Here is a 24,961-nt window from a genome sequence, read left to right as displayed (position 1 = left end):
GATACTCTCGTCCCATGGCACTGGAGCACGCGCTACTGGTTTCGCTCACCGAGCGGGCCGGCTCGGGGTATGAGCTCGCACGCCGGTTCGACAAGTCGATCGGCTACTTCTGGAGTGCCACCCACCAGCAGATCTACCGGGTTCTCAAGCGGATGGAGTCCTCCGGCTGGGTCACCGTCGAATCGGTGAACCAGCAGGGAAAACCCGACAAGAAGGTGTACTCGGTGGCTCCGGCCGGTCAGGCCGAGATAGCCCGCTGGCTCGCCGAGCCCACCGACGCCACCCCCGCTCGCGACGAACTGGGCGTGAAGATCCGCGCGGCCGCATACGGCGACATCGATGCCATCTGCGCCGAGGTGGAGCGCCATCGCGGCCAGCACGCCCAGCGCCTCGACGAGTACCGCCTCAGCGAAAAGAAATTCTTCCCGGTGCCGGACCAGCTCTCCGGCACCGCTCTGCACCAGTATCTGGTGCTTCGCGCGGGCATCCGCGCGGAGTCCGGCTACCTCGAATGGTGCGACGAAGTACTGCAGGCCCTGCGACCGCGAAAAGGTGACGACCGCCCATGACTGCCTATCCCCATCTGTTCGAGCCACTCGATCTCGGCCACACCACGCTGCGCAACCGCGTGGTCATGGGCTCCATGCACACCGGTCTGGAAGACCGCGCCTGGGACACCAACAAGCTCGCCGCCTACTTCGCCGAACGCGCCCGCGGCGGCGTCGGCCTGATCATCACCGGCGGCTACGCCCCCAACCGCACCGGGTGGCTGCTGCCGCTCGGCGGCAAACTCACCAGCAAGACCGAGGCGTACCGGCATCGCACGATCACCAAGGCGGTGCACGCCGAGGGCGGCAAGATCGCCATCCAGATCCTGCACGCGGGGCGTTACTCCTACATGCCGACCAGCGTTTCGGCGTCGGCGATCAAGTCCGCGATCAACCCGTTCAAGCCCCGAGCGCTGTCGTCGAAGGGTGTCGAACGCACCATCGACGACTACGCGCGTTGCGCGGGCCTGGCCAAATTCGCCGGGTACGACGGCTGCGAGATCATGGGCGGTGAAGGCTATTTCCTCAACCAGTTCCTGGCGCCGCGGGTGAACAAGCGCACCGACAAGTGGGGCGGCTCACCGGAGAACCGGCGTCGGCTGCCCGTCGAGATCGCCCGGCGCATCCGGGCCGAGGTGGGTCCCGATTTCATCATCGTGTTCCGGCTGTCGATGGCCGAACTCGTCGAGAAGGGGCAGACGTTCGACGAAATCGTCGCTCTGGCACAGGAATTGGAGGCCGTCGGCGTCGATATCCTCAACACCGACATCGGCTGGCACGAGGCGCGGGTGCCCACCATCGTCACCTCGGTGCCGCGCGCGGCCTTCGTGGAGTTCACCGCGAAGATCGCGCGCAAGGTGAACATCCCGGTCTGCGCCTCGAACCGGATCAACATGCCCGAGATCGCCGAGGAGATCCTCACCCGCGGCGACGCGGCGCTGATCTCCATGGCCCGCCCGCTGCTGGCCGACGCCGAATGGGCCAACAAGGCCGAGCAGGATCGGGCCGACGAGATCAACACCTGCATCGCCTGCAACCAGGCCTGCCTCGACCACGCCTTCGGCAACAAGAAGGTGTCGTGCCTGGTCAACCCGCGTGCGGGTAGCGAGACCACCCTCAACCTGCTGCCGACTCGCCGGGCCAAGCGGGTCGCTGTCGTCGGCGCGGGCCCGGCCGGTCTGTCGGCGGCGGTGAGTCTGGCCGAGCGTGGCCACCACGTCGACCTGTTCGAGTCCGACGACAAGATCGGCGGCCAGTTCGACATCGCCCGCCGCATCCCCGGCAAGGAGGAGTTCGACGAGTCGATCCGCTACTTCCGCCGCAAGATCGACCTCACCGGCGTCACCCTGCATCTCGAAAAGCGGGTCAGCGCCGAGGAATTGATCGCGGGCAAGTACGACTCGGTGATCCTGGCCACTGGCGTGCGCCCGCGCATCCCCAACATCCCCGGTATCGACCACCCGATGGTGCTGTCCTACGCCGAACTGGTGAAGGAGGAGAAGCCGGTCGGCAAGAAGGTCGCGGTGATCGGCGCGGGCGGTATCGGCTACGACGTGAGCGAATACCTCACGGTCGAAGGGCATCCCACGCTCAAGCTCGACGAGTGGAAAGAGGAATGGGGCGTCGATTCCGAGAACGAGCAGGTTCCCGGACAGCTCCGCAAGCCCAATCCCTCCCCCGCGGCGCGCGATGTGGTTCTGCTGCAACGTAAGTCGACCCCGTTCGGCAAGGACCTCGGCAAGACCTCCGGGTGGGTACACCGCGCGGCTCTCAAGGCGAAAGGCGTCGAGCAGGTCGGCGGCGTGAACTACGACCGCATCGACGACGCGGGCCTGCACATCAGCTTCGGCGAGAAGCACGAGAACCCCCGCGTGATCGAGGTCGACAATGTGATCGTCTGTGCCGGACAGGAATCCGTCCGCGAACTCGAAGAGCCCCTGCGGGCAGCGGGCGTCGACCTGCACCTCATCGGCGGCGCCGACCTGGCCGCCGAGCTCGACGCCAAGCGCGCGATCGACCAAGGCACCCGCCTGGCCGCGCGCTTGTAAATTTGGAGCGCTGGCGCGCTCGAGCGCGGCCCCTGAAGGCCGCGAGTTAGCCACCGTTGCTGGCGGCTGCGCCGCGGACGCAACGGCGGCTAACTCGCGGCCGGGCCGCTACGCCGCTGCGCGGCGGACCCTCCTCGAGGTCGGGTCGTGCGGGGCCGGGAGTGCGGTCAGCGCAGGGAGAGGTCGCGTATCGCATCGCGTAGTTCGCGGCCTTCGCCTGCTTCGTACCAGCGAAGATGTCCGAGAAGCCAGTCGTGATAGGCGATTTCGGCGTTGCGCGGGTCGTGGGCAACGGTGAGGAAGTAGTCGATTTCGGAGAGTTCGTAGCCGATGTGAACCAGCGGGAGCAGGTCCGGAAGCAGGTTCTGTTCGGCGGCGGTCAAGGGCCGTACCGATCGATATCCCTGGATCAGCGCGGCGATCTGGTCCGCGCGGACGTGCGCGGGTCCGCCCTCGCGCAGCGAAACCCAGTCGACCGCGCTGCGTTCGATGGCGGTGGCGAGGTCGAAGACGGCCGTCGTCCGATCCGCCAGCCCGAAATCGATCACCGAGGTCACATCATGGTCGTCCCACAGCAAGTTGGTTCCGTGCCAATCCCCATGCGTCCACAGCGGTTCGACATCGGCGAGCTCGGCCCGGAACTGGGGAACCTCAGCGCGCCAGTCCTTTTCCCCTAGAAGCCGAGCGACGGCCGGTCGGCGGGCGATATGCCACTCGAACGCGCTCACCACGTCACCGTGCATGCTCGCCAGCAACGGTCGAGCAGGTCGAGCGGGTGCATCGAAATCTGCTGCGGCCGAATGTAATCGACCTAGCATCGCCCCCGCGCTCGCCGCATCGTCGCTGTCGCGATACGGCGACCAGGAGAAGTCCGCGCGATACCGATCCTCACCCATCCCCTTCCGATGCACCTCGTAGACGAACTCGCCGACAGCGGCCTTCGCACCATCACCGTCACGACGGAACTCGCCGGTCGCTCCGGCGCCACGACCGACGGCGCGGTCGTGGTCTCGCTCGTCGTGGTCGTGGTCTGGCGGGGTCGTCGCCCGATCACCCACGGCGGCAAGCACTTCGGGCACCGGCACACCCCGATCCCGCAGATGCGCCATGAAGCGGTGTTCCTCGCTCAACGCCACCTCATCGCGCAGTCGCAGCGGCATCCGCTTCACCACGAGCCGCTCCCCACTGTCCAACCGCACCCCCACCGTCGACGACAGTGGCCGCGCACCACGCCATTCGATCGCCGCGAGCGCCGGTCCACCCCAGGTCGTGGCGACCGCGCGAGCGATCTCGTCGTCGGTGAGCGCGGGCCACGTCGGCTCGGCCAGCGGGTCATCGCCCATCCCGAACACCTGCGCGTCAGCCATCGGCCCAGTATCGACGGCGCCGGGCACGTCGTCGTCGAACCCCCCGTGCCGCGCTGCCACCGCGGGCACCGCGCGGCCTGACCCGATCCCTTAAGCTCCCCCTCGTGAGCTTGCCCTCCCCCACTGCAGACAATCGTGCCGTCGTCACCGGCGCGTCCTCCGGCATCGGCACCGCGCTGGCCGCCGAACTGGCCGGGCGCGGCTATTCGCTGATCCTGGTCGCGCGCCGCGGTGAGATCCTCACCGAGCTGGCCCAGCGGCTGACCCTGGCCCACGGCATCACCGCCGAGGTCCGCGCCGTCGACCTGGCCGATCGCACCCAGCGGGCCGGCCTCGTCAGCGAGCTCGCGGCCCGCGATATCGCCGTCCTCTGCAACAACGCGGGCATCGCGACCTTCGGCCCGGTCGCCGAGCTCGACTTCGCCTACGAGCGCATGCAGATGGAGCTCAACGCCACCGCCGTGCACGACCTGTCCCTGGCCGTGCTGCCCGGCATGATCGAGCGCAAGGCGGGTGGGATCCTGATCAGCGGTTCGGCCGCGGGCAATATGCCGATCCCGAACAACGCGACCTACGCGGCGTCCAAGGCGTTCGCGAACACCTTCTCGGAGTCGCTGCGCGGCGAGCTCAAGGGCACCGGCGTGCACGTCACCCTGCTGGCCCCCGGCCCGGTCCGCACCGAGACCCCTGCCCCCGAGGACCAGTCGATCGTCGACAAGATGGTCCCCGATTTCCTCTGGGTCTCCTCCGAATACACCGCCAAGGTCTCCATCGACGCGCTGGCCCGCAACAAGATGCGCGTCGTCCCCGGCCTGATCAGCAAGGGCATGAGCGTCGCGGGCAACTACGGCCCGCGCTCGTTCACCGCGCCGATCGCGGGCGCGTTCTACAAGAAGCTGGGTAGCTGAGCACGGCCTGACAGCTCGCTGGTGTCAGCAACCCGTCAGGATGGGCTCGCAGGTGGTCAAGGACCCGTAAACACCGAGCTCAGCGGCCCGCGCGGGGCGTAATCCTGGAGTATGCCCCGCCGGTCCGAATGCGGGGGCGTCCTCAGGAGACCACAGTGACGTTGCTCGAGATCTTCCCGTCGTTGCGCGCGACCACCGTGCCGCGGCTCGATCCCGCGGTCTGGCCGACCAATACCCACTACGACCACGACGGCCGGATCGCCCTCGGCGCGGTGGCGCTCGCCGATGTCGCCGACCAGTTCGGCACTCCGGTCCAGGTGGTGGACGAAGCCGAGGTGCGCGAGCGCTGCCGCGCCTACCGCAAGTATTTCCCCGAGGCCGAGATCGTCTACGCGGGCACCGCGTTGATGGTCGGCGCGGTGGCGCACTGGGTCGCCGACGAGGGTCTGTCGGTGCAGGTCGGGTCGAGCGGTGAGTTGTCGATCGCGCTCGCCGCCGGCATCGATCCGCGCCGGATCGTGTTGCACGGCAACGGCAAGACCCTCGACGAACTGAAGACCGCCGTGCGCTGCGGCGTCGGCCGGATCGTGGTCGGCTCGCTCACCGAGATCACGCTCCTCACCGCCGTGGCGACCCACCCGCAGCAGGTGCTGCTCCGCGTCGCCACCGGCATCGACGTTCCCGGTGCCGACCAGTTCGGCTTCCCACTCGGCAGTCGGTCGTTCGAGACCGCGGTCGCCCGCATCGCGGGCCGGTGCAACCTGCAGCTCGTCGGCCTGCACTGCCACCTCGGCCCGCAGATCCACAACCCCGACCACTACGGCGAGGCGATCCGCCGGATGATCGGCGAGATGTCCTGGATCGAACGCGAATACGGTCTCCTGCTCTCGCACCTCGACATCGGCGGCGGCCACGCGGTGGCACTGCGGAGCGGCGACGCGGAACTGAACCTGCGCGAACTCGCCGACATCCTCGACGATGCGCTGGACGCCGGGTGCGCACGCCACCGCTTCCCGCGTCCCGTGCTCGCGATGGAACCCGGGCGCGCGATCGTCGCGAGGGCGGGCGTCACCCTGTATCGGGTGCTCGCCGTCGACGAGACCGCCGACGGCGGCACCCGCGTGATCGTCGACGGCGGCGGCTGCGGCGGACAGGGCCGCGGACCCGGCGGCGCGCTGGTGGTCAACCGACACCCGACCGGCCCGCAGCTGACCGCGTCCATCGCGGGCAAACACAGCGAGTCCGGGGCGCTCATCGCCACCGAGGTGCGGCTACCGGCCGATCTGCGCCCCGGCGAAGTTCTCGCGCTACCGTGCACCGGCGCTTACCACCACGGTCTGGCGACGACCTACAGCACCGTGGGCAGGCCACCGCTCGTCGCCGTCGCCGACGGCCGCACCAGACAGTTGCTACGCCGCGAGACGACCGCCGACCTGCTGATGCGCGAGCTCGTGGACTGACTTACCGCCGAGCCCGCTGTCACCTGCGACGGGTGCCGAAAATACTGCGGCTGATCTCACGCCCGGCCGCACTCGCCGCCGAACGCAGGAAGCTCTTGACCGCCGGGTTGGCCATGATCCGCTCGGCGGCCGAGTCCTCTTCCTGCTGGGACGCCGAACGCCCCGGTGCGGGCGCGGATTCGGGTGCGGACGGCGCGGCCGCCACGCTGGCCAGCAGCATCTCGTAGGCCGATTCCCGGTCGACGCTCTGCCCGTACTTGCCCTGCAGCGCGCTCGACAGCGCCTTGGACTTGATCACCTCGTCGCCGACGGTGTCCATCAGCGAGAGCGGCGGCGCGATCTTGGTCCAGGCGACGGGTGTGGGCGCACCGGTTTCGGAGAGCACGGTGACGATCGCCTCGCCCGTGCCGAGCGAGGTCAGCGCCTCTTCCAGGTCGTACACCGACGACTTCGGGTAGGTGCGCACCGTCTTGGACAGCGCCTTCTGATCGTCGGGGGTGAAGGCGCGCAAGGCGTGCTGGACACGGGCGCCGAGCTGGGAGAGCACGGGGTTGGGGATGTCGGTGGGCAACTGGGTGCAGAAGAACACGCCGACGCCCTTGGAGCGGATCAGCTTCACCGTCTGCTCGACCTGTTGCAGGAACGCCTTGGACGCCTCGGCGAACAGCAGATGCGCCTCGTCGAAGATGAACACGAGCTTCGGCTTGTCGACGTCACCCACCTCGGGCAGCGTCTGGAACAGATCGGCCAGCACCCACATCAAGAACGTGGAGAACAGCGCGGGTCGCGCCGCCTGCTGACCGAGCTCGAACAGCGTGATCACGCCGAGCCCGCCCGCGGTGCGCAGCAGATCGGCCGGGTCGAGTTCGGGTTCGCCGAAGAAGGTATCGCCTCCTTCTGCTTCCAGATTCACCAGCGACCGCAGGATCACCCCGGCCGTCTGCGAGGACACACCACCGATGCCCTTGAGGTCTTCCTTGCCTTCGGGGCTGGTCAGGTGGGTGATGACCGCGCGCAGGTCCTTCAGATCCAGCAGGGCGAGGCCGCGCTGATCGGCCCAGTGGAAGATCAGGCCCAGCGTGGATTCCTGAGTGTCGTTGAGGCCGAGCACTTTGCTGAGCAGGATCGGGCCGAAGGAGGTGATCGTCGCCCGTATCGGCACCCCGATGCCCCCGGTCCCGAGCGAGACGAACTCGGTGGGGAACGTACTAGGTGCCCAGTCGGTCGCGCCGGTCTCCGCCGCGCGCGCCCGGATCTTCTCGGTGTCGGCGCCGGGCTCACTCAGGCCCGACAGATCGCCCTTGACGTCGGCCATCACCACGGGAACGCCCGCGCGGGACAGATGTTCGGCGATGCCCTGCAGGGTCTTGGTCTTGCCGGTGCCGGTCGCACCCGCGACGAGGCCGTGCCGGTTCATCATCCGCAGCGGAATACGCACGCGCGCACCAGGATCGGCGACGTCGTCGACCATCACCGTGCCGAGTTCCAACGCAGGTCCGCTGAAGGCGTAGCCCGCGGCGATCGCCGCGGCCGCGCCGGATGCGCTCGGCTCGCCGGATGACGGTGGCTTCGAGGCGGATTCCGTGCTCGCCGCCGCGGCTTCCCGCTCGGCGGCCTCCGCTGCTGCCATCGCCTCGGCGGCGACCCGTGCCGCGTCTTCGGCCGCCTTGCGTGCCGCTGCCGCCTTCTCCTGTGGGGTGGTCATTCGCGCGTCCTCCGTCTGCTCACTGGCACGTACGCAAGAAATGCTCGAAACGTCTGCGGTCAATTCCAGGCAAACTGTATCCGGGCCGGTCACCAGGGTGGCGAACATCCGTTGATGTCGTCGGCAAACCTCGTCCGCCTCGCCAACGCGACACACCTGCCGACCTGGTTCACGGACCCACCATTAGGGTGACTCCCGTGTCAGACAAACTCCTGGTCTGGATGGATTGCGAAATGACGGGGCTCCGTCTCGACAGCGACAAGCTGATCGAGATCGCCGCGCTCGTAACCGACAGCGACCTCAACATTCTCGGTGACGGTGTCGACATCGTCATCCACGCCGACGACGCCGCCCTGGCCTGCATGCCACCGGTCGTCGCCACCATGCACGCGAAATCCGGTCTGACCGAAGAGGTTCGGCGTTCCACCGTCACCCTCGAGCAGGCCCAGCAGCAGGTACTCGACTACATCCGCGAGTACGCGCCCACCGCGCGCACGGTGCCGCTGTGCGGCAACTCCATCGGCACCGATCGCGGCTTCATCGCTCGCGACATGCCGGAACTCGACGCGCACCTGCACTATCGGATGGTCGACGTGAGCTCGATCAAGGAACTGTGCAGGCGCTGGTACCCGCGCATCTACTTCGGTCAGCCGGAGAAGGGCCTGGCCCACCGCGCGCTGGCCGACATCAAGGAATCCATCCGCGAGCTCGAGTACTACCGTCGTACCGCGTTCGTGCCGCTGCCCGGACCGACCACCACCGAGATCGCCGCCGCCGCACAGGCCGCCACCGATGCCGTGGATGTCACCGGTTCGAGCCATCTACCAGCGGATTAGGGGTTGACACTACACACACGCTAATATCGACGGCGCCGGTGATTCACCGGTGATGGTGACCGTAGTTCAGTTGGTAGAGCACCAGGTTGTGATCCTGGATGTCGCGGGTTCGAGTCCCGTCGGTCACCCCGAAGAGAAGGCCCGGTCCCCAGGACCGGGCCTTCTTTGCTATCCGGCGCCTGTGCGGCTCGCCCGGTGCCGTCGGACGGCCGACCGGTTCGCACAGGCCGGGCTGCAGAACCGTTGCCTGCCGTTGCGCGAGGTGTCGGCGTACACCTGCGAGCACCCGTCCGCCGCGCAGGCACCGAGGCGGTCCATCCCGAGGCCGGTCAGGTGCAAAGCGGTACCGACGGTGATCAACGCGGCGATCTGACGATCCGTCGCCACCCCGGGGTCACGGAAGTGCAGATGCCAACCGTCGCCCACATGGTCGGTCAGGCGGGGTGGAGACGCGTACTCGGCCAGCAACACATTGAGCAGCGCAGCTCGCTCGGCGCGGTCCGCGCACTCCACCACCCCGCGCCAACGCCCCAGAAAGGCCGTCACCGCCACGAGATCACCCTCGGACACCGGCGCACTCAGCACCAAACCGGCGCCCACACAGCGCCGCGCCAACTCCGCGGCGCTCGAACACGGATCGTTGAGCAGGTCGACGCCGAGCAGCACCGGCTCCCGTCCGTAATGGTTGTAATGCACAATGCCATTACATCAGACTCGAACCATGAGCAGCCACCCCGCACACACCTGGCAGATCGAGTCGCGCCACCGGACCAGCGAGGGCCTCGTGGCCTATCAGCGCTGCCGCTGCGGCGCCCGCCGGGTGGTCGTCGACCACCTGAGCGTCGCGTCGGAGATCCATCGCGACGAACCCGACCTCGCCGAGGCCGGATAACTCACACCACCATGACGAAGGTCACGTTTGACCGCTACACTTTGGACCGCTGCCCAGATGTGGGGCAGATCTCGCCATCGCGTCAGCGCTCGACCGGAAAGACCCCTTGATGAAGCGTTCCACCGTCGTCGCCATCCTCGCCGCCACCGTGCTCGGCCCCGTCGCGGGTACCGCAACGGCATCGCCCGGCCTGCCCCTCACCGACTTCGCGGCGGAGACCCCCATCGGCGACTTCGGCCTGCCGAGTGATCAGCCCGAATCCGGTTCGGCACAGAGCGGCTCCACCACCGGCCTCGAGACCACCGGGTCTTCCGGCACCGGCTCGGCCGGCCTACCCAACCTCGACCGAATGCTGTTCGGCGGACGCATCCTGTGCGGCGCCCTCGGCAGCGCGCTCGCCGTCGCGGGCGAGGCGATGATGGACTGCAGCCAGCTCCCCACCCCGCACTGAAACAGTCACGGACACAACGAAGGGGCACCGGAAACTTCCGGTGCCCCTTCGTTTTTCGTGCGTTGCGCGACTACGGAGCGTCGGCGTTGCCCGCCTTCCATTCCGGCCACGCGATGTTCCAGTCACCCAGCCCGTCGACACCGGACAGGGTGCCGCCGACCGTGTTCTTGATCACCGTGATGTCACCACGCTTGGCGTTCTCGTACACCCAGCGCGCGTTCGCCGGGCTCAGATTCAGGCAGCCGTGGCTGGAGTTGGAGTAGCCCTGCTGCCCCACCGACCACGGTGCCGAGTGGAAGAAGATGCCGCTGTAGGAGATTCGCGTCGCGTAGTCGACCGGCGTGCGATACCCGTCGGACGAGTTCACCGCCACACCGTAGGTCGAGGAGTCCATGATGATCTTCTCGTGCCGGTCGCTGACGATGTAGACGCCGTTGTCGGTAGGCGTGCTGTCCTTACCCATCGAGGTGGGCATGGTCATGATCACCTGACCGTTCTTCTCCACCACCACCTGCTTGGTGTTGTCGTCGGCGGTGAAGACCACCGCGTCACCGATGGTGAAGAACGAATGGATGTTGTCCTGGCCGTACAGGCCCTTGCCCAGATCTTTGCCGTAGACGTTCACATCGATGGTCACCTTGGTACCCGGTGTCCAGTAATGCTCTGGGCGCCACCGCACTTCGCGATTGTTCACCCAGTAGAAGGCGCCCTCGACAGCGGGCTCGGTGGTGATCTTGATGGCCTCTTGCGCGGCACGACGGTCGGGGATGTTCTCGTCGAACTGGATCGCCACCGGCTGACCGATACCGACCACCTCACCCTCACCGGGCAGCAGGTACGGCTTGGTCTGACTCTTCGGCGAGCTGGTGGTGAAGCTCAACGTCGAGGAGTTCGCGCCACCGAGCCCGATGGCCGCGGCGGTGAGCTTGTAGGTCTTGCCGTAGCCGAGCACCTCGGCGGTCGACCAGGAACGCCCGTCCGCTGCCAGCTGACCCGCGACCGCGGTGCCCTGCTGATTGGTGAGTTTGACGTCGGTGAACTTGCCGTCCTCGACCTGGAAGGCCATCGGCATACCGGGCGAGACGCCGACCTGCCCGTCCTTGATGGTCGAGACCAGCTTCGGCTTGATGAGCTCGGCGAGGGGGTTGCGATCGATCGCCACCTCCACCCCGGTGCCCTCCGCGGCCGAGCACGCCGACGCGCCGAGCGCGAACACCGCCAACAGCACCACCGGAACGATCGTCCGTAGCGACCGAGGTCGCCCCCGCTTCTTACCCATGTCAACCCCGTTTCCGTACCGACGCGATTACAGTGCGCCGCAGATCCCACCGACCGAATCGCTAGAGCCATCCGTGTAAGCGGGGGGCGTTACGAACTCGACGTCTCGCCCATTCTGCCAGCTAGTCCGGCCGGTTCCAACGGGAAAGCCCCCGCGACACGACCAAGTCACAATCGTTAGATACGTGCGGAGGCCGTCGGCGTTAACAACGCTCAGTATGCGGCATTGTTGCTGGTCAGCGCCCGATTTCACTTTCCGCCCCACGGCCTGCTAATGTTTGTTCCGCACCGGAGACGGGGCAAAGAACAAAGACATGCGCCATTAGCTCAATTGGCAGAGCAGCTGACTCTTAATCAGCGGGTTCGGGGTTCAAGTCCCTGATGGCGCACCACAACGAGGCCCTTGACCAGGTAATACGGTCAAGGGCCTCGTTTGTCGTCTCCGCGTTGTGCAGCAGCTCCTGCGCGGCGGGCAGGCTGATCGTTCGCTCGTGGATGTTCTCGATCATGATTCGACTTCCCAGCAACCATACGCATGCGTACGGAGCGTGCTCAGGCCGATCTTCCCCTCCAACTGCCTGCCGGACAACGGTCACGGTCTCGTTATCGAACCGCCATCGATGAACCCGTGCTAGTGCGCTCAGGCCCCGATTCGAACTCCCCCGAGCTGCGCAAACCCCCGCGAAACCTGATTCGGGCAAACTTTTTCTGTGACGGCCGCCACGCAGATCAGGGTCGCAAACCTCCTGCATACATAACGATTCTGCAACTGCCCGGCAATGAACCAAGATCGGCAACGTTTGCCGTTCAGGTTTCGTTTACCTTGCGTTAACCCGTCGTGACCATTCTGTCATCAGGTCACAAACGGACCTGCGGTTTGGTTAGCCCGGGAGTATCCAACCTCCGATAGCACCGAACAGCGCGTGGTCTCCCCGCAGCCAGCTGTGGAGCACCGTGCGGCGCCAGCGATGAACTGCCATCGAGCGTTCGTCCCCCGACAGTGTCGCACCTTCCCATACAGACAGAAACAACGCATCGCCTGACCGGCGTGTACTCCCGTGCGCGCTGCGCGATCCATCGCGCCCTACTTCAGGGCCTGCGTCGCCAGACAGAGATGAAGGAACAGAAAAGCAATGCTCAACAAAGACAAGCTCAGCACCGTTATCGGCCGTCGCTCGCGCCGTGAGGCGTTCACCGTGGCAGTCGCCGCGGTCGGTCTGGTCGCCGTAGCCGCGTCCTCCGCCGTCTCGTTCGCCGACGACAGCGTTCCCGAGCGTGCCGCCATGGTCGTCGAGCAGGCGGAGAACATCCCCGCTGCCGCCGCACCCGCCATCCAGGCCATCCCTGCCCCGGCGCCCGCGCCGGAAGCCGCCCCCGCACCGGCACCGGCCCCCGAGGCCGCTCCGGCCCCGATGCCAGAGCCCGCACCGGCCCCCCGCGCCTACGAGAACAACCTCGACGGCTGGATCCGTGAGGCGCTCGACATCATGGCGGCGAAGGGCATCCCCGGCACCTACGAGGGCATCCACCGCAACATCATGCGTGAGTCGACCGGTAACCCCCAGGCGATCAACCTGTGGGACATCAACGCGATCAACGGCATCCCCTCCAAGGGCCTGCTCCAGGTGATCGACCCCACCTTCGCCTCCTTCCACGTCGATGGCACCCCCTTCGACGTCTGGAACCCGGTGTCCAACATCGTCGCGGCCTGCAACTACGCGGCCAACCGCTACGGCTCGATGGACAACGTCAACAGCGCGTACTGATCCACTGTCACCAGGCGCTCGACGTCGACAGCGCCTGCTGAACTGCCTGACGGGTGAACGCCCGCGCCCCGGTCATCGCCGACCGGAGCGCGGGCGTTTCGTCGTAGAATCACCGTCGTGCCAGACAGCGCCGATCAGGCACCCGATCACGCGCATTCCGACGCGGCTACCGCCAGCCGCGTCGCCAAGGCCCGCCGCATGGCCGCCTACGCCTGGTCACGCGATATCCGCAGCGCCGAACTGCTCACCCTGCCCACGGCAACCCTGCGCAAGCTGGCCCGCGCCGCCGACACCAACCCGCCGAGCACCGGCGAGACCTGGCAGGTGGTCGCCGACTTGCTCGACCAGAAGGACGCCTGGGCGGCTCGCAACCCCGAGCACGCCGCCGCGGTGCGCACCCACGCCGACGAGAAACTGCTGTGGGTCAAGCCACCGGTGAAGCCGTGGGAGTCCTAGCGCTCGCCCCTCAGGCGAGCAGCAGCCCGATGGCCAGCGCGAGCATGACCAGGGCGATCAGCGAATCCAGGACTCGCCACGCGCACGGGCGCGCGAACAGCGGACCGAGCCGGCGAGCACCATAGCCGAGCGCGCCGAACCACAGGACACTGGCGAGCATGGCCCCCGCGGCCAGGAACCAGCGGTCGGGCGTCGCATAGGTGCTGGCGAAGGAACCGAGCAGGACCAGCGTGTCGAGATACACGTGCGGATTGAGCCAGGTCAGCGCCAGGCAGGTGAGCACGGACGCGCCAACGGCCACCGAGGCGCCCGCCGCTTCGGCGATCAGAGTCGACGAACCGAGGGCGCGCCGGGCCGCCAGCAGCGCGTAGCCGACCAGAAAGGCCGCCCCCGCGTACCGGGCCACGGTCAACACCACCGGAAACGACTCGACGACCGTCCCGAACCCGGCCACGCCCGCGCCGATCAACACGATGTCGGACACGGCGCACACCGCGATCACCGGCAACACGTGCTGTCCACGCACCCCCTGGCGCAGCACGAACGTGTTCTGCGCGCCGATGGCCACGATGAGCGAGAGCCCGAAGCCCAATCCGGAGAGGGCGGCCAACGCCGCCGATGATGCCGTCACAGCTCTCGACGTTAAGAGGCCGTCAATTTTCAGTCCAGCTAATGATTCTTCACAACCATTAGAGTTACTTAGGTGGATCTTCAGCTGGACCAGTTGCGCGCCCTCGACGCCGTCCTCACAGAGGGCACGTTCGACGCGGCCGCGCGTCGGCTCAACCTCACCCCGTCGGCCATCAGCCAGCGGATCAAGGCATTGGAGGAATCGGCGGGACGCGTGCTGGTGCAACGCTCGAAACCGGTGCGCCCCAACGAATCCGGGCTCGCGGTGCTACGCCTGGCCCGACAGGTGGAGTTGCTCGCAGGCGACACCGCGCGCGAACTCGGCGATGCCGATCGCCCCGCCGACCGGCCGATCCGCATCCCGATCGCCGTCAACGCCGACTCCCTCGAATCATGGGTGATGCCCGCGCTCGCCGGCGTGCCCGCCGGGATTACCTTCGACCTGCACCGCGAAGACGAGGAACACACCACCCGGTTGCTGCGCGACGGCACGGTGACGGCCGCGATCACCGCGACCGCGACGCCGGTACAGGGCTGCACGGTGACCCCGCTGGGGGCGATGCGCTACCGCCCCACGGCGACACCGCGGTTCGTCCGCACCTGGTTCCCCGACGGCCCGACCTCCGCCGCGTATACCCACGCGCCTGTCGTGCACTTCGATCGCAAAGACGATCTCCAATTCCGCCAGCTCCGCCGACGCACCCGTCGCCAGGTCGATCCGCCGGGTCATTACGTGCCGTCGTCGAGCGCGTTCGCCGATGCGGTGCGGCTCGGCCTCGGCTGGGGCATGCTGCCCGACCTGCAAATCGAGAAAGACCGCACCGCGGGAACTTTGGTGAACATCGACGGAGACGCCCACATCGACGTCCCGCTGTACTGGCAGCAGTGGAAACTCCACTCCCCCGCCCTCACCGCCGTCGCCACCGCGATCGCCACGGCGGCTGCGGCGGCGCTGCGCTAAACCTTCTTCACCACGCTGGATTTCAACTGCATCGGGCCGATCCCGTCCACCTTGCAGTCGATGTCGTGATCGCCGACGCCCTGCACCAGGCGGATATTGCGCACCTTGGTCCCCGCCTTGATCCCGGTCGGGCTGCCCTTCACCTTGAGACTCTTCACCACCGTCACCGTGTCGCCGTCGGCCAGCACATTGCCGACGGTGTCACGGATCTCCGGCGCCTGCTCGAGATCCGGAACGGCACTCATGCCCCACGTGTTGGCGCAGTCGGGGCATACCCACGACCCGTTCATCTCATAGGTGTACTCGTAGTCGCAGGCTGGGCAGTTCGGCGCATCGCTCATGACAGGTCCTTGTGAATGATTAAGCAGCGGAAAGGAATTCGATCAGAACCCGATTGACCTCATCGGGCCGCTCGAGATACCCGTAGTGCCCACAGCGTTCGATCTCGGTGTAGACAGCCGCCGGGATCGCCTCGGCGACCTCCTGGCAGAACCGCGTCGGCACCATCTGATCATCGGCGAACCCGACCACCAAGCTCGGCACCGAGATCCCCCGATAGGCCGTCCGCCGATCCTGCGATCGGTCCATTCCCGCCTGCGCCCGAGTACCGGGAGTCCCCTTCCCCGAAGTGAATTCGAAGATGTCGAGCCATTCCTGCGCCTTGGCCGGATCGGCCAGGGTGTGCGGCGACAGGTTCTGCATCGCCTTCACCGCGGCCGCGTACTCCGGCGGCAACTGAATCCCCTTGTCGAACAATGCCTGCTCGCCCTTGCTGAGCGTGCTCGTCACCGGATTCGGACGCGCGGCAGCGGCGAACATCACCGCCTTGCGGAGCAGTTCCGGCCGAGCCAGCGCGAGTTCGGCGACGATCCGCGACCCCATCGAGGTGCCGACCACATGCGCCGGTGCCCCGAGGTGCTCGATCAGCGCGGCGGTATCCCCGACCAACTGCGGCATGGTGATCCCGGACGCCGACTCCGACGACGGCGCGATCCCCCGATTGTCGACGGTAGCGACGGTGAACCCCGCCTTGACGAGCGCGGGCACCTGATAGGTGCGCCAGACACGACCAGGACTCCCACTACCCATCACGAGCAGGACCAACGGGCCTGATCCGGTGACGTCGTAGTTGAGCTGGATGCCGTTGAGCGAGGCGAGGGGCATATTTCTCCTGTTAGCCTGTTTGCTAAAGTAAGCAACACCATACCGCCACAACAGGACGGAGTTCGCGACGGTGCCAGGATTGAGCAGACCGCTGTACCAGATGAAGGCCGACTTCTTCAAAACCCTCGGCCACCCGATTCGTATCCGGGTTCTGGAGCTGCTCAGCGAACGCGAATACGCGGTATCGGAGATGCTCCCCGAAGTCGGCGTCGAGGCGGCGAACCTGTCTCAGCAGCTGGCCATCCTGCGTCGAGCGGGGCTGGTGACGGCCCGGCGAGAGGGCCTGTCTGTGACCTACGAACTCACCTCGCCACGAGTGAAAGAGCTGCTGATCGTAGCTCGCGCGATCCTGACCGGCGTCGTCGCCGGACAAGCCGAGCTACTGGACCCCGCCTGATCCAACCGAACAGCATCATGCTTCCCACGCCGTTTGATTGCATAATTTCTAAATTGGATACCTAGCAAGTCAAGAAGGAGAACACCCGTGACCGCGAACTCCGCGCCGACGACGCTTTCCACCGACCACCCGGCCATCCTGGCCTGGGTCGACGAGATCGCGGAACTCACCGCCCCCGACCGCGTCGTCTGGTGCGACGGGTCACCCGCGGAATGGGATCGCCTCACCGACGAGCTCGTCGAGAAGGGCACTTTCGTCCGGCTCACCGGCAAACCGAACTCCTTCTGGTGTGTCTCCGACCCCGACGACGTCGCCAGGGTCGAAGACCGCACGTTCATCTGCTCCGAGGACCCCACGGACGCGGGCCCGACCAACAACTGGGTCGACCCGGTCGATATGCGCACCGTGCTCACCGAGCACTACCGCGGCGCGATGGCGGGCCGCACGATGTACGTGATCGCGTTCTGCATGGGCCCGCTCGATTCCGCTGAGCCCAGCTTCGGTGTACAGATCACCGATTCGCCGTATGTGGCGGTGTCGATGCAGATCATGACCCGTTCCGGTGCACCCGTATGGGAAAAACTCACCGGCGACACCGAATTCGTGCGCTGCCTGCATTCGGTCGGCGCACCGCTGAGCGTCGGCCAGACCGACGTGACGTGGCCGTGCGACCACACCAAGTACATCGCGCACTTCCCCGAGTCACGCACGATCTGGAGCTACGGCTCGGGCTACGGCGGCAATGCCTTGCTCGGCAAGAAGTGCTTCGCGCTGCGGATCGCCTCGGTCGTCGGGCGCGACGAGGGCTGGCTGGCCGAGCACATGCTCATCCTCAAACTCACCTCGCCGAAGGGCAAGACGCACTACGTGGCGGCCGCGTTCCCGTCCTCGTGCGGCAAGACCAACCTGGCGATGCTCGAGCCCGCGCTACCCGGCTGGCAGGCCGAGACCATCGGTGACGACATCGCCTGGATGCGTTTCGGCGCCGACGGCAGGCTCTACGCGGTGAACCCGGAGGCCGGGTTCTTCGGTGTCGCGCCCGGAACCGGCGAGCGCACCAACCCCAACGCGATCGCCACCATCGACCGAGGCAACTCGATCTTCACCAACACCGCTTTCACCGACAACGGTGATGTGTGGTGGGAGGGCCTCACGAAAGAGCCACCCGCCCACCTCACCGACTGGCGCGGCAACGACTGGACGCCGGCGTCAGGAACCCCTGCCGCACACCCGAATTCGCGGTACTGCACACCGATCGAGCAGTGCCCCTCGGTCGCGCCGGAGTGGAACGATCCAACCGGCGTACCGATCTCGGCGATCTTCTTCGGTGGCCGACGGGCGAGCACGGTGCCACTGGTGACCGAGACTTTCGACTGGGCGCACGGCGTGTTCACCGCCTCGGTGCTGTCCTCGGAGACCACCGCCGCGGCCGCGGGTGCGGTCGGCGTGGTGCGTCGCGATCCGATGGCGATGCTGCCGTTCCTCGGCTACCACGTCGGCGACTACTTCGCGCACTGGTTGAAGCTTGGCGAACAGGCCGATGCCACGAAGCTGCCGAAGATCTTCCAGGTCAACTGGTTCCGCCGCGGTGCCGATGGCACGTTCCTGTGGCCCGGCTTCGGCGATAACGTACGCGTGCTGAAGTGGGCGCTGCAACGCCTCGATGGCACCGCCGACGCCGAGTGGACGCCGGTCGGCTACGTCCCTACTGCCGACGCCATCGACCTGACCGGCCTCGACGATGCCGACCGCGCACTGGTCGAACAGGCGCTGGCCGTCGACACCGCGGAGTGGGTCACCGAAATCCGGTCCATCGACGAATGGTTCGCCCGCATCGGCGGCAACCGGCTACCGGAGGAGCTGCGCGAGCAGCTCGCCGCGCTGAAGTTGCGCCTGCTCGGTAACCGCTGACCATGCGGTCGCTGCTGCCGGCGTGGTCGGAGTGGACGCCCGCTTTCCGGGCGCCGGGCACGGATCTGATGTCGGGGCTGGTCGTGGCGCTGGTGGCGTTGCCCTTGGCGCTGGGATTCGGCATCAGTTCCGGGCTCGGTGCCGCCGCAGGCCTGGCGACGGCGATCGTGGCGGGCGCGCTGGCCGCGGTGTTCGGTGGCTCGCGTTTCCAGGTGTCGGGACCGACCGGCGCAATGACGGTGGTGCTCGTGCCGATCGTGGCCGAACACGGCGCGTCCGGGGTGCTGACCGTCGGGTTGATGGCCGGAATCATGCTGGTCGGGCTGGCGTTTGCCGGCGTCGGCCGAGCGGTGCGGTTCATGCCCGCCCCGGTGATCGAAGGGTTCACCGCAGGGATCGCGGTAGTGATTGCCCTGCAACAATTTCCGGGCGCGCTGGGGGTGTCCGGAGCCGAAGGCGAGAAGGTCTGGCAGTCGGCGTTCGACGCGGTGTGCCGATTCGCCGACGAGCCGCACTGGACCGCGCTCGTGACAGCGCTCGTGGTAGCCGCGGTGATCCTGGTCGGCGGACGTTTCCTGCCGAAGCTGCCGTTCGCGCTCGTCACCGTGGTGCTGGCGACGGTAGTCGCGAGCGTTGCCGGGCTCGATCTGGCGCGAGTCGGCGCGATTCCGGCCGGGCTACCCGCGCCGTCGCTGTCGTTTCTCCACCTCGACGAAGTGACTACTCTGCTGTTGCCCGCCCTCGCCGTCGCCGCGCTGGCTGCCCTCGAATCCCTGCTGTCGGCCACCGCCGCGGACGCGATGGCGGTCGGTACCCGCAACGACCCCGACCGCGAATTGTTGGGGCAGGGATTGGCCAATATCGCGGCGCCGATGTTCGGTGGTGTGCCGGCGACCGGCGCGATCGCCAGAACCGCGGTGAACGTCCGCTCGGGCGCGCGCACTCGACTCGCCGCCCTCACCCACGCCGTGGTCCTGGCCGGCATCGTCTATTTCGCGTCCGGGCTGGTCTCCGATATTCCGATCGCGGCACTGGCCGGTGTACTCCTCGCGACCACGGTGCGCATGGTCGAGGCCGCGTCATTGGCCGCGATCGCACGTGCCTCGCGCGGCGACGCCGTCGTCATGGCACTGACCTTTGTCGTCACCATCGCCTTCGACCTGGTGACCGCCGTGGTGATCGGCATCGGCTTCGCCCTCGTCCTCGCGGTCCGCGCCATCGCCCGCGAAGCCACTCTCGACCAGGTCCCCCTCGACGAGAGCGACCACCTAGGCGAAGAACACGATCTGCTGCGCGACCACATAGTCGCCTACCGCATCGACGGCCCACTGTTCTTCGCCGCCGCCCACCGCTTTCTCCTCGAACTGACCGACGTCGCCGACGTCAAGGTCGTGATCCTGCGCATGTCCCGCATCACCGCCCTCGACACCACCGGCGCGCTGGTGCTCAAAGACGCCATTCGCAAACTGGAACACCGCCACATCACCGTTCTGCTGTCCGGTCTACGCGCCGACCATCTCCATCACCTGTCCACCATCGGCGCCCTCCCGGCCGGCGGCAAGGACACCATATTCACCGACACCGGCGCCGCTATCGCGTACTCCCGCCAGTTCATCCCGACCACCCGACGACCGATCAGCTAGGCGATGGGCGCCCATCTGCAACTGACCCGGTCGGCAACTCAGCCCGCTGCAGCGAAGTAAGCGATGCGAACAGCGACAGTCGCGGGGGCCGGGAAGTCGGGTGCGCCGGAGCCCAGCGGACCGACCTCGACCAACCAGGTACTGGTCGATGTGTCGATGGCCGTGCGGGCGGTGGACGGCTGCAGGACCACGTCGTTCCCGCCGTCGCAGGAGTAGGCACCGACCAGACCGTCGGAGCGGCCACCCCAGGCGCCGCCGACGCGGATGCGGCAGTGGCGGCCGTCGGCGAGTTCGAGCGCCCACGGCTCGGGCGACGCGGTTTTGCCGATGTCGGCGACCGGCGGATTGACGGTATACAGGCGCAGCCCGCGCTGCCACGGGTCATTCGCGCACAGCAGCGAGGCCCTGTCGGGAGCCGCCCAGCACACATTGGCCGAGTCGGCGGAAGCACCGCATTCGTAGATCCCCGCGGTGGTCGCCGAACGACTCGGCGACTTGTAGGAGCAGTCGAGAGTGCCGACCGGGGTCGGACTGGTCAGGGCGAAGCCGTTGGCCGGTTGACCTGCGGCATCGACGGCGACCAGCGAGACGACATCGGTCGCGACCGGCGGTCGGGGCACGGTGGAGGCAGGCGCGCTGCTCGGTGCGCCCGAACCGGTCGGGCGAGGGCCCGGCGTCGTCGGGGCGATGATGACCGGTGGCGGCTGATCCGGCGCGATCGTCGGACCGCCGGCGCCGGGCAGTTCGGTGACGGGTGTGCCGGAACCCCACGAGCCACCGCGAGCGGTGGTCGTCGCCGGTTGCGCGGTGCCGCTGTCCGTCGAGCATCCCGCGACCGACACTGCGCACAGCATGCCCACTGAAACGATGAACCCGGCTGCCTTCATGCCACCCACCCCTGTGCGAAGTTCGAGCCCTGTCTACAACGCATCGGGGTGTGGGCACGAATCGTTAACCGGCTGAATCGTTTCGGGCCTCGCCGGCCGCTATCACCTTCTCGGCCAGCGAGCGGACCGCCGTGCTTTCCGCGTCGGTCATCCGGTCGATGAACAACTCCCGCACCAGTTCGACGTGCTCGGGCGCGGCCTCGCGCAAGATCTTGTGTCCGGCCTCGGTCAGCGACACCACGATTCCGCGCGCGTCGTCCTCGGCGGGTACTCGATCGACGAGTCCACGGGTGGCCATCCGGGCCAGTTGCTTGGACAACCTGGACTTGTCCCAGCAGACCTCGGCGGCCAGGTCCTTGGCTCGCAGGCATCCGCCGGGCGCCGCCGACAGCGGCACCAACAGCTCGTAGTCGGCCATCGATAGTCCGTGTTCGCCCAGGCCCGCGGCTAGGACGGCGTCGAGACGCTGACGCATGAGGATGTAGGACCGCCAGGTCTTCTGCTCTTCTTCGGACAACCATCGGGGCACGGGAATGATTCTAGGGCCATGTTGGTTGACATGGAAACCAACTGACTCGAGAAGCTCCCAGGAGGCACCCCATGCCAGCTATCACCGTCGACGACATCATGGTGCTGCCCCGGCTGCCCCGCCCCGATGTCACCGAGACCCAGCGTCCGGTTCGCCAGATCGTCACCGCCGCGCGCCAGCAGGAAGGCGCCGGGTTCGAGGTGACCCGGCCGTTCCCCAGCGTTGATCTGCGCTCGGCCGACCCGTTCATCCTGCTCGACCAGATGGGCCCGGTGGCCTATGAGCCGTACGCCGCCAAGGGCGCGCCATGGCATCCGCACCGCGGCTTCGAGACCGTTACGTACATGCTCGACGGCACCATGGTCCACCACGATTCCCAAGGTGGTGGCGGTGTCATCGGCGAGGGCGACACACAGTGGATGACCGCGGGCTCCGGCATGCTGCACGACGAACTGCCCGAGGAGAAGCTCGTGATCTCCGGCGGCACTTTCCACGGAATCCAGCTGTGGGTGAACCTGCCGCGGGCGAACAAGTTCGCCACCCCGCGCTACCAGGATCTGCGCGCGAGCGAACTGACCCTGGTGAGCTCGCACGACGGCGGTGCGCTCGTGCGCGTCATCGCCGGTGAGGTCGCCGGTTTCGCCGGCCCCGGGTCGACCTACACCCCGATCGCCTACGCCCACGCCTCGCTCGTGCCCGGCGCCCAGCTGGAAACGCCGTGGCCCAAGGACTTCACCGCGATGGCCTACGTGCTGTCGGGCAGCGGCACGGTCGGCGTCGATCGCAGGCCGATCAGCGCCGGGCAACTGGTGGCCTTCGGCAAGGGCGACGCCCTCACCCTGACCGCCGATCTCACCCAGCACAGCACCACCGGCGATCTCGAGGTCCTGCTACTCGGCGGAACTCCCTTGCGCGAACCGGTGATTCAATACGGGCCGTTCGTGATGAACACTCGCCAGGAAATCATCGAGGCGATGGAGGATTTCAACGCGGGTCGCATGGGCACTATCCCGGCCGAACACCTGACCGGGCGCAGACTGGGTGAATAACCGACCGCTACTCGCGGCGAATCCTCGGGTCGCGTGCGGTTGACAATCGGTCGCCCCGTCACAAAGGTGGACGGGGCTACCGGCCACATCGTGGCCGTCACCACTCCCGAACCGCAGCAGACATAGAGGAATTCATGAACGTTAGTCGGCTCACCGTCAGCCTTGCCGCCGCAGGGCTCGCCCTGATCGCCGCACCGGTCGCCCATGCCAACCCGTTCGCGGGCTCAGCGGGCACCGGTTCGTCCAGCTTCGACTCCATTCTCGGAGCGACCGGCTCGGCCAACCTGGTCCAGTCCGGCTCGGCCGGTGGCGCGTTCCGCAGCTGCGACGATGCGATGGCCGCCGGCCGCGCGCCGTTGTTCCGCGGCGAGGCGGGCTACTCCCCGCACCTCGACCCGGACGGCGACGGCCTGGCCTGCCCCACGCAGTAGAAACACAAAAACACCCGATGTGACTCGTTGGCACATCGGGTGTTTTTTGTTGTCCGGCCAGCTGATTCAGCTGCGGAAGATCTTGATCAGGACCAGGCCGGCCACGAGGGCGCCCGCTCCGATCAGCGTGTATTTGACCTTCGGCTCGTTCAACTTGGCGACCACCATATTCTTGGTGTCGTCCGCGATCCGTTGCGGATCCGCGCGCACCGCCAGTTCGTCGAGCGTGGTCGCCAACCGGGTACGCGCGATCTCGATCTCGCGTTCTATCCGGTCGGTGTCGTCCTTGGCCACCGTCACCTCCAGGTAAATGTCTGCTGCTCGTCACCGAGTCTATCCATGCGCCTCGCCGACCCGGTCGGTTACCGTGCGGTGGTGACCGACAACCATCGCCTCTCCCCCGGAGACACCGCCCCCGAGTTCACGCTGCCCGACGCCGACGGCAACGACGTATCGCTGTCGGACTACCTCGGCCGCAAGGTGATCGTCTATTTCTACCCGGCCGCCAGCACCCCCGGCTGCACCAAGCAGGCGTGCGACTTCCGCGACAGCCTGGCCGACCTCGGTGGCGCGGGCCTCGAGGTCATCGGGATCTCGCCCGACAAGCCCGCCAAGCTGGCGAAATTCCGCGACAACGAGGGCCTGACCTTCCCGCTGCTGTCGGATCCCGAGCGCGAGGTGCTCAAAGAATGGGGCGCTTTCGGTGAGAAGATGATGTACGGCAAGACCGTGACGGGCGTGATCCGCTCGACCTTCCTGGTCGACGAGAAGGGCACGATCGAACTCGCCCAGTACAACGTCCGCGCCACCGGCCACGTCGCTAAGTTGCGCCGCGATCTGTCGGTGTAGTCAGTCGCCGAAAGTGGCGATGAACACCTCGTAACCGTCGAGCAACCGGGCCAGGCCGAATTCGAAATCGGCCTGCTCCCACTCGATATCGCCATCATCGAACGCGGCGGCGGACAGGGCGGCCGACACCCAAGGGAAGCGCTGCGGGTCGAGGACCCGGGTCATCACCGAGGGAAAGTCTCCGCCCTCTTCCTCCTCCAGGTCCCGCAGGAACCGCCGTTTTCCCACCACGAACATCGACACGTTCATCACCAGTTGCAGCTTGACCGGATCCGGCACCGCCGCTTCGGCGAGCACCCCCAACGCCGTTTCGAGCCACGCCATATTGTTCGGGCCCATCGGCGGGCGACTCAGTGGAATGTCCATCCACCAGGGATGACGACCCAGCCGCGCGAACTCGGCCCGCGCCCACTGCTCGAGCCCTGACCGCCACGGCGTCTGCGGCGCGATCACGGGCGGCACCCCGACGACCCGGTCCATCAGCAGGTCGACCAGCGTGTTCTTGCTGTCGACATACCGGTACAGCGACATCGCGGTGTAGCCGAGCTGCTTGGCGACCCGGTTCATCGACAACGCCGCGAACCCCTCCGCATCAGCCACTTCGGTGGCGGCGTCGAGGATCTGATCGAGGGTCAGTGCCCGTTTGGGGCCGCGGCCGCCGGGTTGCCCGAGGCCCCACATCAGCTCGACCGATCTCGGGAGCGCCGTGTCGCCGGACGTCGTCATCTGCCTCCTTTGCTCGCCTCGACTCTAGCTCGCCTCCTCTTGCGCTCAAGAACTGTTTAGCCTATAAAC

27 protein-coding genes and 2 tRNA genes are annotated in these 24,961 nt (G+C 67.1%); 18 read left to right on the top strand and 11 right to left on the bottom strand.

Translation table 11 applies throughout. The features are described 5' to 3' along the window. Positions 1–14: 14 nt before the first annotated feature. Positions 15–569, top strand: coding sequence for a PadR family transcriptional regulator (locus tag NS1_RS14985; RefSeq protein WP_056821580.1), 555 nt, complete (start codon positions 15–17; stop codon positions 567–569). Beyond that, the gene (locus tag NS1_RS14980) at positions 566–2,596 is read left to right on the top strand and encodes an NADPH-dependent 2,4-dienoyl-CoA reductase (RefSeq protein WP_062985160.1); all 2,031 of its coding nucleotides are present in this window, start codon (positions 566–568) and stop codon (positions 2,594–2,596) included. Before NS1_RS14985 ends, NS1_RS14980 begins: the two co-directional genes overlap by 4 nt. A gap of 167 nt (positions 2,597–2,763) precedes the next feature. Here the strand turns inward: NS1_RS14980 and NS1_RS14975 are convergent, their stop codons facing one another. Next, a complete protein-coding gene (locus NS1_RS14975) occupies positions 2,764–3,963 on the bottom strand; it encodes a phosphotransferase enzyme family protein (RefSeq protein ID WP_063816155.1) in 1,200 nt (399 codons plus the stop codon). Between the two features lie 104 nt (positions 3,964–4,067). Between NS1_RS14975 and cmrA the strand changes: the two genes are divergently transcribed. Both cmrA and NS1_RS14965 read left to right on the top strand, forming a co-directional pair. Then, the gene (gene cmrA, locus NS1_RS14970) at positions 4,068–4,871 is read left to right on the top strand and encodes a mycolate reductase (protein WP_062985156.1); all 804 of its coding nucleotides are present in this window, start codon (positions 4,068–4,070) and stop codon (positions 4,869–4,871) included. 155 nt (positions 4,872–5,026) lie between these two features. Then, positions 5,027–6,331 carry a diaminopimelate decarboxylase family protein gene (locus NS1_RS14965; protein ID WP_062985154.1) on the top strand — a complete coding sequence of 435 codons (1,305 nt, stop codon included), beginning with the start codon at positions 5,027–5,029 and terminating at the stop codon, positions 6,329–6,331. 19 nt (positions 6,332–6,350) lie between these two features. Here NS1_RS14965 and NS1_RS14960 read toward each other — a convergent pair whose 3' ends face one another. Further along, positions 6,351–8,036, bottom strand: coding sequence for a helicase HerA-like domain-containing protein (locus NS1_RS14960; RefSeq protein ID WP_062985335.1), 1,686 nt, complete (start codon positions 8,034–8,036; stop codon positions 6,351–6,353). A gap of 197 nt (positions 8,037–8,233) precedes the next feature. Here NS1_RS14960 and orn point away from each other — a divergent pair, with 197 nt between their 5' ends. Next, positions 8,234–8,872, top strand: coding sequence for an oligoribonuclease (gene orn, locus NS1_RS14955; protein WP_062985152.1), 639 nt, complete (start codon positions 8,234–8,236; stop codon positions 8,870–8,872). Positions 8,873–8,927: 55 nt separating this feature from the next. After that, a tRNA-His gene (locus NS1_RS14950) sits at positions 8,928–9,000 on the top strand. A gap of 40 nt (positions 9,001–9,040) precedes the next feature. Here NS1_RS14950 and NS1_RS14945 read toward each other — a convergent pair. Then, positions 9,041–9,568: a CGNR zinc finger domain-containing protein gene (locus NS1_RS14945; protein WP_062985150.1), complete on the bottom strand. Its 528-nt coding sequence runs from the start codon at positions 9,566–9,568 to the stop codon at positions 9,041–9,043. Positions 9,569–9,593: 25 nt separating this feature from the next. Between NS1_RS14945 and NS1_RS40800 the strand changes: the two genes are divergently transcribed. Both NS1_RS40800 and NS1_RS14935 read left to right on the top strand, forming a co-directional pair. Next, complete coding sequence (locus NS1_RS40800) at positions 9,594–9,764, top strand: hypothetical protein (protein WP_165610186.1); 171 nt, start codon at positions 9,594–9,596, stop codon at positions 9,762–9,764. A 109-nt stretch (positions 9,765–9,873) separates the two neighbouring features. Then, a complete protein-coding gene (locus tag NS1_RS14935) occupies positions 9,874–10,215 on the top strand; it encodes a hypothetical protein (protein ID WP_062985148.1) in 342 nt (113 codons plus the stop codon). A gap of 70 nt (positions 10,216–10,285) precedes the next feature. Here NS1_RS14935 and NS1_RS14930 read toward each other — a convergent pair whose 3' ends face one another. Next, positions 10,286–11,494, bottom strand: a complete 1,209-nt coding sequence (locus NS1_RS14930) for a L,D-transpeptidase (RefSeq protein WP_062985146.1) — start codon at positions 11,492–11,494, stop codon at positions 10,286–10,288. Positions 11,495–11,809: 315 nt separating this feature from the next. Here NS1_RS14930 and NS1_RS14925 point away from each other — a divergent pair. The 3 genes from NS1_RS14925 to NS1_RS14915 all read left to right on the top strand — a co-directional run bounded on the left by NS1_RS14925 (position 11,810) and on the right by NS1_RS14915 (position 13,715). Then, positions 11,810–11,885, top strand: a tRNA-Lys gene (locus NS1_RS14925). A gap of 741 nt (positions 11,886–12,626) precedes the next feature. Beyond that, positions 12,627–13,259 carry a transglycosylase SLT domain-containing protein gene (locus NS1_RS14920; protein WP_062985144.1) on the top strand — a complete coding sequence of 211 codons (633 nt, stop codon included), beginning with the start codon at positions 12,627–12,629 and terminating at the stop codon, positions 13,257–13,259. A 117-nt stretch (positions 13,260–13,376) separates the two neighbouring features. Next, on the top strand, positions 13,377–13,715 hold the full coding sequence (locus tag NS1_RS14915; protein WP_062985142.1) for a hypothetical protein: 339 nt from the start codon (positions 13,377–13,379) through the stop codon (positions 13,713–13,715). A 10-nt stretch (positions 13,716–13,725) separates the two neighbouring features. Here the strand turns inward: NS1_RS14915 and NS1_RS14910 are convergent, their stop codons facing one another. Beyond that, entirely contained in the window at positions 13,726–14,346 is a 621-nt protein-coding gene (locus tag NS1_RS14910; RefSeq protein ID WP_255284535.1) for a LysE/ArgO family amino acid transporter, read from the bottom strand. A 72-nt stretch (positions 14,347–14,418) separates the two neighbouring features. Here NS1_RS14910 and NS1_RS14905 point away from each other — a divergent pair, with 72 nt between their 5' ends. Beyond that, positions 14,419–15,306 (top strand): LysR family transcriptional regulator ArgP, encoded by an 888-nt coding sequence (locus tag NS1_RS14905; protein ID WP_062985139.1) that lies wholly within the window; start codon positions 14,419–14,421, stop codon positions 15,304–15,306. Here the strand turns inward: NS1_RS14905 and NS1_RS14900 are convergent. Both NS1_RS14900 and NS1_RS14895 read right to left on the bottom strand, forming a co-directional pair. After that, a complete protein-coding gene (locus tag NS1_RS14900) occupies positions 15,303–15,647 on the bottom strand; it encodes a zinc ribbon domain-containing protein YjdM (RefSeq protein ID WP_062985138.1) in 345 nt (114 codons plus the stop codon). The two genes, NS1_RS14905 and NS1_RS14900, sit on opposite strands and share 4 nt — an antisense overlap. A 19-nt stretch (positions 15,648–15,666) precedes the next feature. Then, positions 15,667–16,470, bottom strand: a complete 804-nt coding sequence (locus tag NS1_RS14895) for an alpha/beta fold hydrolase (protein ID WP_062985136.1) — start codon at positions 16,468–16,470, stop codon at positions 15,667–15,669. Between the two features lie 100 nt (positions 16,471–16,570). On the opposite strand from NS1_RS14895, the gene NS1_RS14890 reads away from it, so the two are divergent. The 3 genes from NS1_RS14890 (at position 16,571) to NS1_RS14880 (ending at position 20,421) form a co-directional block, all read left to right on the top strand. Further along, the gene (locus tag NS1_RS14890; protein ID WP_056821611.1) at positions 16,571–16,867 is read left to right on the top strand and encodes an ArsR/SmtB family transcription factor; all 297 of its coding nucleotides are present in this window, start codon (positions 16,571–16,573) and stop codon (positions 16,865–16,867) included. 87 nt (positions 16,868–16,954) lie between these two features. Further along, positions 16,955–18,778 carry a phosphoenolpyruvate carboxykinase (GTP) gene (locus NS1_RS14885; RefSeq protein WP_062985134.1) on the top strand — a complete coding sequence of 608 codons (1,824 nt, stop codon included), beginning with the start codon at positions 16,955–16,957 and terminating at the stop codon, positions 18,776–18,778. A 2-nt stretch (positions 18,779–18,780) separates the two neighbouring features. Then, a complete protein-coding gene (locus tag NS1_RS14880; RefSeq protein WP_062985132.1) occupies positions 18,781–20,421 on the top strand; it encodes a SulP family inorganic anion transporter in 1,641 nt (546 codons plus the stop codon). A gap of 38 nt (positions 20,422–20,459) precedes the next feature. On the opposite strand, the gene NS1_RS14875 is transcribed toward NS1_RS14880, so the two are convergent. Next, positions 20,460–21,308, bottom strand: coding sequence for a hypothetical protein (locus tag NS1_RS14875; protein ID WP_062985130.1), 849 nt, complete (start codon positions 21,306–21,308; stop codon positions 20,460–20,462). A gap of 64 nt (positions 21,309–21,372) precedes the next feature. Next, positions 21,373–21,837 (bottom strand): MarR family winged helix-turn-helix transcriptional regulator, encoded by a 465-nt coding sequence (locus tag NS1_RS14870; RefSeq protein ID WP_056821620.1) that lies wholly within the window; start codon positions 21,835–21,837, stop codon positions 21,373–21,375. A 71-nt stretch (positions 21,838–21,908) separates the two neighbouring features. Between NS1_RS14870 and NS1_RS14865 the strand changes: the two genes are divergently transcribed. Together NS1_RS14865 and NS1_RS14860 are read left to right on the top strand one after the other, a co-directional pair. Beyond that, positions 21,909–22,886: a pirin family protein gene (locus tag NS1_RS14865; protein WP_062985128.1), complete on the top strand. Its 978-nt coding sequence runs from the start codon at positions 21,909–21,911 to the stop codon at positions 22,884–22,886. A gap of 134 nt (positions 22,887–23,020) precedes the next feature. Next, the gene (locus tag NS1_RS14860) at positions 23,021–23,317 is read left to right on the top strand and encodes an excalibur calcium-binding domain-containing protein (protein ID WP_056821625.1); all 297 of its coding nucleotides are present in this window, start codon (positions 23,021–23,023) and stop codon (positions 23,315–23,317) included. Positions 23,318–23,383: 66 nt separating this feature from the next. On the opposite strand, the gene NS1_RS14855 is transcribed toward NS1_RS14860, so the two are convergent. Then, the gene (locus NS1_RS14855) at positions 23,384–23,617 is read right to left on the bottom strand and encodes a DUF3618 domain-containing protein (protein ID WP_082844000.1); all 234 of its coding nucleotides are present in this window, start codon (positions 23,615–23,617) and stop codon (positions 23,384–23,386) included. 75 nt (positions 23,618–23,692) lie between these two features. On the opposite strand from NS1_RS14855, the gene bcp reads away from it, so the two are divergent. Continuing rightward, positions 23,693–24,166, top strand: coding sequence for a thioredoxin-dependent thiol peroxidase (gene bcp, locus NS1_RS14850; RefSeq protein ID WP_062985333.1), 474 nt, complete (start codon positions 23,693–23,695; stop codon positions 24,164–24,166). On the opposite strand, the gene NS1_RS14845 is transcribed toward bcp, so the two are convergent. Beyond that, positions 24,167–24,892, bottom strand: a complete 726-nt coding sequence (locus tag NS1_RS14845) for a TetR/AcrR family transcriptional regulator (protein ID WP_062985126.1) — start codon at positions 24,890–24,892, stop codon at positions 24,167–24,169. It lies immediately after the preceding gene. Positions 24,893–24,961: the final 69 nt, after the last annotated feature.

It is taken from the genome of Nocardia salmonicida NBRC 13393, from assembly GCF_001613085.1.
GTDB lineage: Bacteria > Actinomycetota > Actinomycetes > Mycobacteriales > Mycobacteriaceae > Nocardia > Nocardia salmonicida.
The sequence above is the reverse complement of the archived record's forward strand: the minus strand, read 5'-3'. Positions and strand labels throughout refer to the sequence as shown.

Bases quoted from the DNA above. Each gene is read 5' to 3' on its own strand.
- NS1_RS14985 (WP_056821580.1), top strand. From the start codon at position 15: ATGGCACTGGAGCACGCGCTACTGGTTTCGCTCACCGAGCGGGCCGGC.
- NS1_RS14865 (WP_062985128.1), top strand. From the start codon at position 21,909: ATGCCAGCTATCACCGTCGACGACATCATGGTGCTGCCCCGGCTGCCC.
- NS1_RS14890 (WP_056821611.1), top strand. From the start codon at position 16,571: ATGAAGGCCGACTTCTTCAAAACCCTCGGCCACCCGATTCGTATCCGG.
- NS1_RS14930 (WP_062985146.1), bottom strand. From the start codon at position 11,494: ATGGGTAAGAAGCGGGGGCGACCTCGGTCGCTACGGACGATCGTTCCG.
- NS1_RS14975 (WP_063816155.1), bottom strand. From the start codon at position 3,963: ATGGCTGACGCGCAGGTGTTCGGGATGGGCGATGACCCGCTGGCCGAG.
- NS1_RS14960 (WP_062985335.1), bottom strand. From the start codon at position 8,036: ATGACCACCCCACAGGAGAAGGCGGCAGCGGCACGCAAGGCGGCCGAA.
- NS1_RS14895 (WP_062985136.1), bottom strand. From the start codon at position 16,470: ATGCCCCTCGCCTCGCTCAACGGCATCCAGCTCAACTACGACGTCACC.
- NS1_RS40800 (WP_165610186.1), top strand. From the start codon at position 9,594: ATGAGCAGCCACCCCGCACACACCTGGCAGATCGAGTCGCGCCACCGG.
- NS1_RS14875 (WP_062985130.1), bottom strand. From the start codon at position 21,308: ATGAAGGCAGCCGGGTTCATCGTTTCAGTGGGCATGCTGTGCGCAGTG.
- NS1_RS14935 (WP_062985148.1), top strand. From the start codon at position 9,874: ATGAAGCGTTCCACCGTCGTCGCCATCCTCGCCGCCACCGTGCTCGGC.
- NS1_RS14860 (WP_056821625.1), top strand. From the start codon at position 23,021: ATGAACGTTAGTCGGCTCACCGTCAGCCTTGCCGCCGCAGGGCTCGCC.
- NS1_RS14920 (WP_062985144.1), top strand. From the start codon at position 12,627: ATGCTCAACAAAGACAAGCTCAGCACCGTTATCGGCCGTCGCTCGCGC.
- NS1_RS14900 (WP_062985138.1), bottom strand. From the start codon at position 15,647: ATGAGCGATGCGCCGAACTGCCCAGCCTGCGACTACGAGTACACCTAT.
- NS1_RS14980 (WP_062985160.1), top strand. From the start codon at position 566: ATGACTGCCTATCCCCATCTGTTCGAGCCACTCGATCTCGGCCACACC.
- NS1_RS14845 (WP_062985126.1), bottom strand. From the start codon at position 24,892: ATGACGACGTCCGGCGACACGGCGCTCCCGAGATCGGTCGAGCTGATG.
- NS1_RS14880 (WP_062985132.1), top strand. From the start codon at position 18,781: ATGCGGTCGCTGCTGCCGGCGTGGTCGGAGTGGACGCCCGCTTTCCGG.